Origin of the sequence: Thalassospira sp. UBA4513 (genome assembly GCF_002388495.1) — a bacterium.
GTDB lineage: Bacteria > Pseudomonadota > Alphaproteobacteria > Rhodospirillales > Thalassospiraceae > Thalassospira > Thalassospira tepidiphila.
Map to the genome: position 1 here is coordinate 142,746 of NZ_DGMR01000032.1, position 7,062 is coordinate 149,807.

The following is a 7,062-nucleotide window of genomic DNA, read 5'->3' on the forward strand; positions in this document are numbered from 1 at the left end:
GTCGGGGGTTCAAGTCCCTCCTCGGCTACCAATTAAATAAGCCCTGCATCCCTGATGCAGGGCTTATTTCATTTGTATCCTCGGAGAGGGCTTGACCCCCCCAAAAAAAAACAAGGGTTCGCGAGAAAGCGAAGCACGCAGCTTTCGAGAGACATCGCCCATCGGGCGATGGTCCGCCGGGCCCCGCCCAAGGATAAAAAGCAGCCCAAAGGCTGTTTTTTACAATTCCCTCGGCCGCGTTAATCAGAACGGTCTAACCTAACTCACTCTAGCTTGTGTCTGAAGTGCCCGCCAAATCTTGCCTTGCACCCGACCCATTGCCTGATCCCGCCGTCTTATGGCGAAGACTTCAGTGTGGCGTGGGCGAAAATCTGCGATGTTGAGCGCTACCAGTTCGCCGCTTTTAAGTTCATCCGCGATCATGTGTTCGGGCAGGCCGCCCCAGCCATGGCCATTCATGATGACCGATTTCTTGGTCGCGAAGTCTGAAACGGTCCAGCGCCGTCCACCGGCAAGTACATCGCGCGACTGATCGTAATCCGGGCCACCGGTGCCCGAGACAATGACCTGCACATAGCTTTGCATTTCCATGCGCGATCGCATGCCGCTGCGCCCGGCCACGGGGAAGCTGCGATGGGCGACGGGGCGGATGATTACCGTGCCGACAGGCGTGATTTCGACGTGATCAATATCGACACCCTCCAACCCCGCGATAATCAGATCAGCATCGCCTTTCATCAATCTTGCCAGCGGACCGCCCATCATTTCGGTGGCAACCGCGATGTGGGTATTGGGGAATTTATCGCCGATTTCACCGAGGATTTTAAGGATGGGCTCCAGCGACATGGTTGCGGTCAGTGCAATGCGCACCAGCGGTTCCTGTGTGCTGCGCAGCTCCTGTGCGGTGGCCTGAAGTTGCTGGAATTGATCGAGCACGCGGGTGGCTTCGCGCAGGAAGACCTCGCCCTCTGATGACAGGCGGGGTCGGTAGTCTTCGCGTGAGAAAATGGCAAAGCCCAGCTCGTCTTCAAGTTTGCGCACCTGATGGCTGATGGCCGATTGCGCCTTGTTCAGGCGATCCGCAGCCCCGCGAAAGGTGCCGGTGCTGACAACCGCGTCAACGGCGATGAGTTGTTCGAGGTTCATGTATGCCTCAAGATGATCTGATTTATAGATCATTACTATGAAAAGTCGATATTATCAATTGCTCGTCTGGTTTGGCATTAAGGCATCATTGATCAAACCAAAGGAGCTACGCATGAAACTCTATTACTTGCCCGGTGCATGTTCGCTTGCCAGCCACATCATGTTACATGAAGTGGGGGCCAAGTTTGACATCGAAAGCGTTGATGTTGCGAAAGGGCTGACCGAAACTGGCCGCACATACCGCGAAATCAGCCCGAATGGCTATGTCCCCGCCCTTGAGATCGAAACGGGGGATTACCTCAGCGAAGGTGTCGCGATCTTGCAATACATCGCTGATACCCACCCGGACCGTGCCTTTTCGCCAAAGCCCGGTTCGGTCGCACGCGCGCGCCTGCAACAGTTTCTGAACTTTGCGGCGGCGGAATTGCATAAATCCTGGGGGCCGCTTTTCACCGATGGGGCGAGCGCGGCGGAACAGCTTGCGGCCAAGCAAAAGGTCGGAACCAAGTTCGATTATCTTGAAAGCGTATTGGCAGATGGCCGCGAGTACCTTGTTGAAAACCGGTTCTCCGTTGCTGATGCCTATACCTTTGTTCTGGCGAACTGGTCGAATTTCAAGGAAATCGATCTGGGCAACTGGCCGAACCTTGCGACGTTTGTTGCGCGCATTCAGGCCCGTCCGGCAACGCTGGCTGCGATGAAGGCCGAAGGGCTTGTGTGATGAAATCTTCTGATGAATTGAGGATCGACGCGTTGATGGAGCGCTATTTCGAAGGGCTTTATCACTCTGACAGTGCAATCCTACGCACCGTGTTCCACCCAGAACTTGCCTATGTCAATGCGACGGACGGCAATCACGAGTTCATGGATCTTGAGGCGTACATGACGCGGATCGATAACCGTGAACCCCCGGCCAAACGCGGTGATCCGCGCCGTGAAAGCGTTGACCGGGTATCCCTGACGGGCAGGCAGATGGGCCTGGTCGAAGCCCGCATGACCATGATGGGCCGGGATTATCAGGATCTGCTGACACTGATCCATACCGATGACGGATGGAAGGTGATCACCAAGGTTTTCGCGTATCGCGCAAAGGAGGACTGAGCAATGCCGTACGTCAATATCAAGGTCACCCGCGAAGGCGGGCCGGATGGAACCGGCCCAACGCCAGAGGAAAAAGCCCAACTGATCAAGGGCGTAACTGATCTGCTTCAGAACGTCCTGAACAAGTCACCCGCCACGACCTTTGTCGTAATTGATGAAGTATCACTTGATGATTGGGGTATTTCTGGGCAATCGGTGCGCAGGATCAGGGCTGCCCAAGGATAAACTCTGATCGGCCTCTATCTTCGAAACAAGCCCTGCAACCCTTGGTGTGGGGCTTGTTTGGTCTCAGTGCTTTGTGCTTTGGGTGTTCAAGTCATTTTGACGTCTGACCGGGGCAAGCCTTCCTTGCAATAGCTTCTTGGAGGGCAACCCATCACGCGCTTAAACGCTGTGCTAAAGGCACTCTCGGACTCATATCCCAAACTGAGCGAGATTTGGGATATCGGTTCGCGCGATGAGGTCAGTCTTTCGCCGGCCAGCATCATCCGCCAACGGGTCAAATAGCCCATCGGGCTTTCGCCAACGCGTTCCTTGAACTTGGCGGCGAAGGCGGACCGGGACATGCCGGAGCATTTTGCAAGGCTTTCCACAGTCCAGTTGTGCGCCGGATCGGCATGGATGGCTGATATGGCCTTGCTGATTTGCGGGTCGGCAAGGGCGAAGAACCAGCCAACCCCCTTGGCGTCGTCATTCATGTACATGCGCAACACCTGGATCAGCATCATGTGGGCCAGATGTTGCAAAACCAGTTTGCTGCCCGGATCGGTTTTGCGCATCTCAGTCATGGTGCGTTCGATGCAATGGCGAAGCGCTTCGCTTTCATCGCGATTACGAATGACCACAAGCGGCGGCAACATCGCCAGCAGCAAGTCGGCCTGCGGCCCGTGAAGGCCAAATCGGCTGCTGGCCACCACGCAATCCCCGCCACCATTCAGTGTGCGAATGACGCCATAGCCGCTTGGCTTGAACGTTGTTCCGGCCAGCATCGGTGGCACATCAAGATCGCTTCCCATCAAGAACGCCTTGCCGTGCGGCAACAAGACGCAGTCGCCTGTTTGCAGATGCACGGGGTCCGGTACCCCATCCACCGAGATCCAGCAGTCACCCTCAACCACGGCGGCGGTTTTGATGTTTTGCCCCTGATCGGGGAACTGGATCGCCCAGGGTGCGGCAATGTCAAATCCGGCCGACAGGTAATTGTCGGGGCGGAGCAGGGACAGGATATCGGAAAGCGGATCCATATAGCGGCCTGTTTCTGGACGAATGAAAATATATCATGGACTGATACGTATAGTTCGTCCAGAAGGCAAGCGATATTGTGGCCGCAACGGGCCGCGATGCGGGCAGGTAGTTTTTGCAGATATTGGGATGGAGTAACTATGCGTGTTTTTGTAAAGGGTGCGACGGGCTTTGTCGGATCAGCTGTGGTGAAGGAGCTTCTTGATCATTAGCGTTCGGTGGTAGGGCTGGTCACAGGGGCTGATCCAGAGTCAACGTCGACTGGTAGTGATGGTATGGTAAGCGTTGCTAAAAACGTGAACTCGGGAACTTGGGAGCCAAAGCGGGAAAGGATCAGAAACCTGTTCTATTTGGCGACGTACAAGTCTAAGTCTACACCGGTCAGAAAAGTAACATATAATCTTGCAGATGATCAGTCCGAATAATTCTTGCTCGTAAAAGTCTGTTTTGATCATGCTGATCAATAAGGTAATAGGTGAGAAGCAACAAGCCATCTCCGCTTTGCCTTAGTTTAGCACAGGAAATGGCGTCGATATGTCCTACGAAAGGACTGCAATCTCTTATAGTTTAAACTTCGCCTTGGACAAAACGAGCGGTTTGATTGCTTCAGCATATTGCTTAGACATTCACCAAATTTCAGACGGTCTGTATTCGCCAATCCTCTTTCTGTTACACTAACGCCAATTACCACCAGCCATGTTGCATCCGACGCTAACTCATCTGGATTCACTAGACACGCCGCCTTTTTGGCCTTGGTCACTGGAATCTAAGCGGATGGATTTGCTATTTAAAGGTGTGTCAGGGTAAGCTACATAATTCACATCACTAACGAGAAAATGAACCTTGCGCCAATTCATTTTGACTTGTTTCTGGCTGCTTTTCCTTTCTGGTTGCGAGCCTGCCATCCGAGAAATTGACAAAAGCGGAATTTATGGCAGTGGCAGCTATATTTTGACGTCAGATATTAATGTCGCGTCTGGTGACGGACTCATTTTCACGGAATCTGCGCATCTTGATTTGAATGGGCATGCGATACGCTCTTCAAACAAGGGGAACGAATGGGACTACGGCGTCAAGCTTATGGGGGCTGGCTCCCGCTTATATGACACTAAGAAGACAGGCAAGATATCCGGGTTCAGGGTCGGGGCAAAGCTGGAAGGATCTGGGTCGGTATCCGATGGCGTTAACTACATCAGAAATCGATATATGGGCGTTTGGGCCTCAGCCAACGATATTACGATAAAAGGCGGCGTAATATCAGGTACTTCTGGCGTGTCAGATGAACGCTATGCTTTTGGTGTTCAGATCAATGGGGACGACTGCAAAGTCTCGTCCGTTCTCATAACTGAAATTTATGAACAGTCAGATTTTCCAGACGGAGCAGTAGGTGAGGGCGTTGGTATCAACATTGCCACGCCATCAGAAAGAGGGCGGATCACTGAGACAGTAATCGCCAACTCACATCCAGAGCCAGGCACATACGGGATATTCGGAGGCATGGGTGGTGGACACTACATCAAAGCAGTCTCCGTATTGAACTATTGGCGTGGTATCTCTGTGTCAAAGCGGAAAGAATCGCGAATAAGCATGGGGATTTCTATTACATCAGAAGATTTCGACGGCGGGTACGGCATATCACTGGACGGCATACCCGTTCCGGGTTCGCTCGCCTATGGGTACAGGACCCCAATTCACTTAAAATAATCGGAGATATTCCATGCGGAAGTTAATCGGGATCGCCATCGTGGCGGTCTTTTTTTGTGTTCGATTTAATTCCCCGCATCAGCAGGTTCGGATGGCTGCGGTCAGCAGAAGGTGATCGCTAGCCTGCCGGCGAAGTTTTTCAAGGAACCGCTTGCACCTGGGCTGACCCAGTGCTGTGGATCTGTCTTCCCGAGAACCGGCGGCACTGCCACGCAAACATAGCGCTCGATCTGGTCGTTCCGCGGAATTCCCAAGTTTCACCACATGTTAGCAGCGATCAAGCGGCGCCTTGCGGCTGAGGAGGCTATAACAGCCTTGGGGCAGGTCTACGTGTGAGTGGAGCGGATCCATATAGCGGCCTGTTTCTGGACGAATGAAAATATATCATGGACTGATGCGTATAGTTCGTCCAGATGGCAAGCGATATTGTGGCCGTAACAGGACGCGATGCGGTCCGGTTGTTTTGCAGATATTGGGATGGAGTGACTATGCGTGTTTTTGTAACGGGTGCGACGGGCTTTGTCGGATCAGCTGTGGTGAAGGAGCTTCTTGATCATGGGCATTCGGTGCTCGGCCTGACGCGCAGCGATGCCGGGGCCGAAAAACTGGCTGCCGTCGGCGCGACCGTCTTTCGCGGTGATCTGGATGACCTTGGCAGTCTTCAAGGCGGGGCGGCATCCTGTGATGCGGTGATCCATACCGGCTTTAATCATGATTTCACCCGCTTTGTCGAAAGTTGTGAAAAGGACCGCCATGTCATCGAGGCGATGGGATCGGTTCTGGCCGGATCAAACCGCCCGATGATTGTCACATCTGGCATTGGGCTGTTGCGTGCGGACCGCCCGGTGGTCGAAAGCGATACGGTAACCGCCGATATCCCGCGCAAGGCCACCGAAGAAGCCGTGGCAAACATTGTCGCCAAGGGTGTCAATGCATCGGTGATGCGCTTGCCGCCGTCGGTCCACGGGGCGGGTGATCATGGTTTTGTGCCGCTTCTGATCAATCTGGCGCGCGAAAAGGGCTTTGTTGCCTGTATCGAGGATGGCGATAACCTGTGGCCTGCGGTGCATCGTTTGGATGCAGCACGTGCCTATCGTCTTGCCATCGAAGACCACGCCAGCCAACCGGCCTATCATGCCGTGGGGGAGGAAGGCGTTGCCTTCGCCGACATCGCCCATACGATCAGTGTCGGTCTTGGTCTGCCGTTCAAGTCCTTATCGCGTGAACATGCAAAGGACTATTTTGGCTGGTTCAGCCATTTTGCCGAGCTTGATTGCTGTGCCTCCAGCGGTCGCACGCAGCAGGTGCTTGGTTGGCTGCCGCGTGAGATTGGCCTGATCAAGGATATGCAGACTGCCGAATATTTTGATCACTGATGCATAAAGAAAGGCCGGAAAATTCCGGCCTTTCTTATTTGGTTGGCGTGACGGGCTGAGCTGGCTTGGGGCGAGATAAAATCCGCCCGTCAATAACAAGCAAACCAAACCCGATAACTGCCATTCCGATCATGTGCTGCGCCAAAAGGACCTCGCCAAGGAACCCAACCCCCAGCAAAATCGCACTGACCGGGATTAGGAAGGTAACCAGCAGAAGGTTACTTGCCCCGGCACGTTTGAGGATGGCGAAATAGAGGATATAGGCGAGCGCCGTGCTCAGCGTTGCAAAGCCCAGCACGGCAAGGATGGTGCTGGTGGTCGGAACCGGCAGGTGCCAGGGCTGATCAACGATGATCGAAAGCGGCAGGAGCATCAGGCTGGATGCACTTGTCATGCCGGCCGCCGTCAGGATCGGCGGGGTGGTGGCGAAACGTCTGCCAAACACCCCGGCACAACCATAACTGAATGCGGCAAGCAATACGGCACCCGGCGC

The 7,062-nt window shown here is 54.1% G+C and carries 8 protein-coding genes; 5 read left to right on the top strand and 3 right to left on the bottom strand.

Features of this window, described 5'->3' with window-relative positions:
• Window positions 1-258 precede the first annotated feature (258 nt).
• Complete coding sequence (locus B2T33_RS13425; protein WP_286792301.1) at window positions 259-1,146, bottom strand: LysR family transcriptional regulator; 888 nt, start codon at window positions 1,144-1,146, stop codon at window positions 259-261.
• A gap of 112 nt (window positions 1,147-1,258) precedes the next feature.
• On the opposite strand from B2T33_RS13425, the gene gstA reads away from it, so the two are divergent.
• From gstA to B2T33_RS13440, 3 genes are read left to right on the top strand one after another with little or no spacing between them, the layout of a single operon-like run.
• Complete coding sequence (gene gstA, locus B2T33_RS13430; protein ID WP_286792302.1) at window positions 1,259-1,867, top strand: glutathione transferase GstA; 609 nt, start codon at window positions 1,259-1,261, stop codon at window positions 1,865-1,867.
• Entirely contained in the window at window positions 1,867-2,247 is a 381-nt protein-coding gene (locus tag B2T33_RS13435; RefSeq protein WP_286792303.1) for a nuclear transport factor 2 family protein, read from the top strand. The genes gstA and B2T33_RS13435 overlap by 1 nt, the downstream gene beginning before the upstream one ends.
• Before the next feature lie 3 nt (window positions 2,248-2,250).
• A complete protein-coding gene (locus tag B2T33_RS13440) occupies window positions 2,251-2,472 on the top strand; it encodes a tautomerase family protein (protein WP_286792304.1) in 222 nt (73 codons plus the stop codon).
• Window positions 2,473-2,558: 86 nt separating this feature from the next.
• Here the strand turns inward: B2T33_RS13440 and B2T33_RS13445 are convergent, their stop codons facing one another.
• Window positions 2,559-3,491: an AraC family transcriptional regulator gene (locus B2T33_RS13445; RefSeq protein ID WP_286792305.1), complete on the bottom strand. Its 933-nt coding sequence runs from the start codon at window positions 3,489-3,491 to the stop codon at window positions 2,559-2,561.
• A gap of 841 nt (window positions 3,492-4,332) precedes the next feature.
• Here B2T33_RS13445 and B2T33_RS13450 point away from each other — a divergent pair.
• Together B2T33_RS13450 and B2T33_RS13455 are read left to right on the top strand one after the other, a co-directional pair.
• Window positions 4,333-5,193, top strand: coding sequence for a hypothetical protein (locus tag B2T33_RS13450; protein ID WP_064782409.1), 861 nt, complete (start codon window positions 4,333-4,335; stop codon window positions 5,191-5,193).
• A gap of 488 nt (window positions 5,194-5,681) precedes the next feature.
• Window positions 5,682-6,569: an SDR family oxidoreductase gene (locus B2T33_RS13455; protein WP_286792306.1), complete on the top strand. Its 888-nt coding sequence runs from the start codon at window positions 5,682-5,684 to the stop codon at window positions 6,567-6,569.
• A 34-nt stretch (window positions 6,570-6,603) separates the two neighbouring features.
• Here B2T33_RS13455 and B2T33_RS13460 read toward each other — a convergent pair.
• On the bottom strand, window positions 6,604-7,062 hold a 459-nt coding region (locus B2T33_RS13460; protein ID WP_286792307.1), incomplete at its 5' end, for a DMT family transporter.

What these genes read in the sequence shown, in the direction of transcription:
- B2T33_RS13425 (WP_286792301.1), bottom strand. Translation starts at nt 1,146, where the DNA reads ATGAACCTCGAACAACTCATCGCCGTTGACGCGGTTGTCAGCACCGGC.
- gstA (WP_286792302.1), top strand. Translation starts at nt 1,259, where the DNA reads ATGAAACTCTATTACTTGCCCGGTGCATGTTCGCTTGCCAGCCACATC.
- B2T33_RS13435 (WP_286792303.1), top strand. Translation starts at nt 1,867, where the DNA reads ATGAAATCTTCTGATGAATTGAGGATCGACGCGTTGATGGAGCGCTAT.
- B2T33_RS13440 (WP_286792304.1), top strand. Translation starts at nt 2,251, where the DNA reads ATGCCGTACGTCAATATCAAGGTCACCCGCGAAGGCGGGCCGGATGGA.
- B2T33_RS13445 (WP_286792305.1), bottom strand. Translation starts at nt 3,491, where the DNA reads ATGGATCCGCTTTCCGATATCCTGTCCCTGCTCCGCCCCGACAATTAC.
- B2T33_RS13455 (WP_286792306.1), top strand. Translation starts at nt 5,682, where the DNA reads ATGCGTGTTTTTGTAACGGGTGCGACGGGCTTTGTCGGATCAGCTGTG.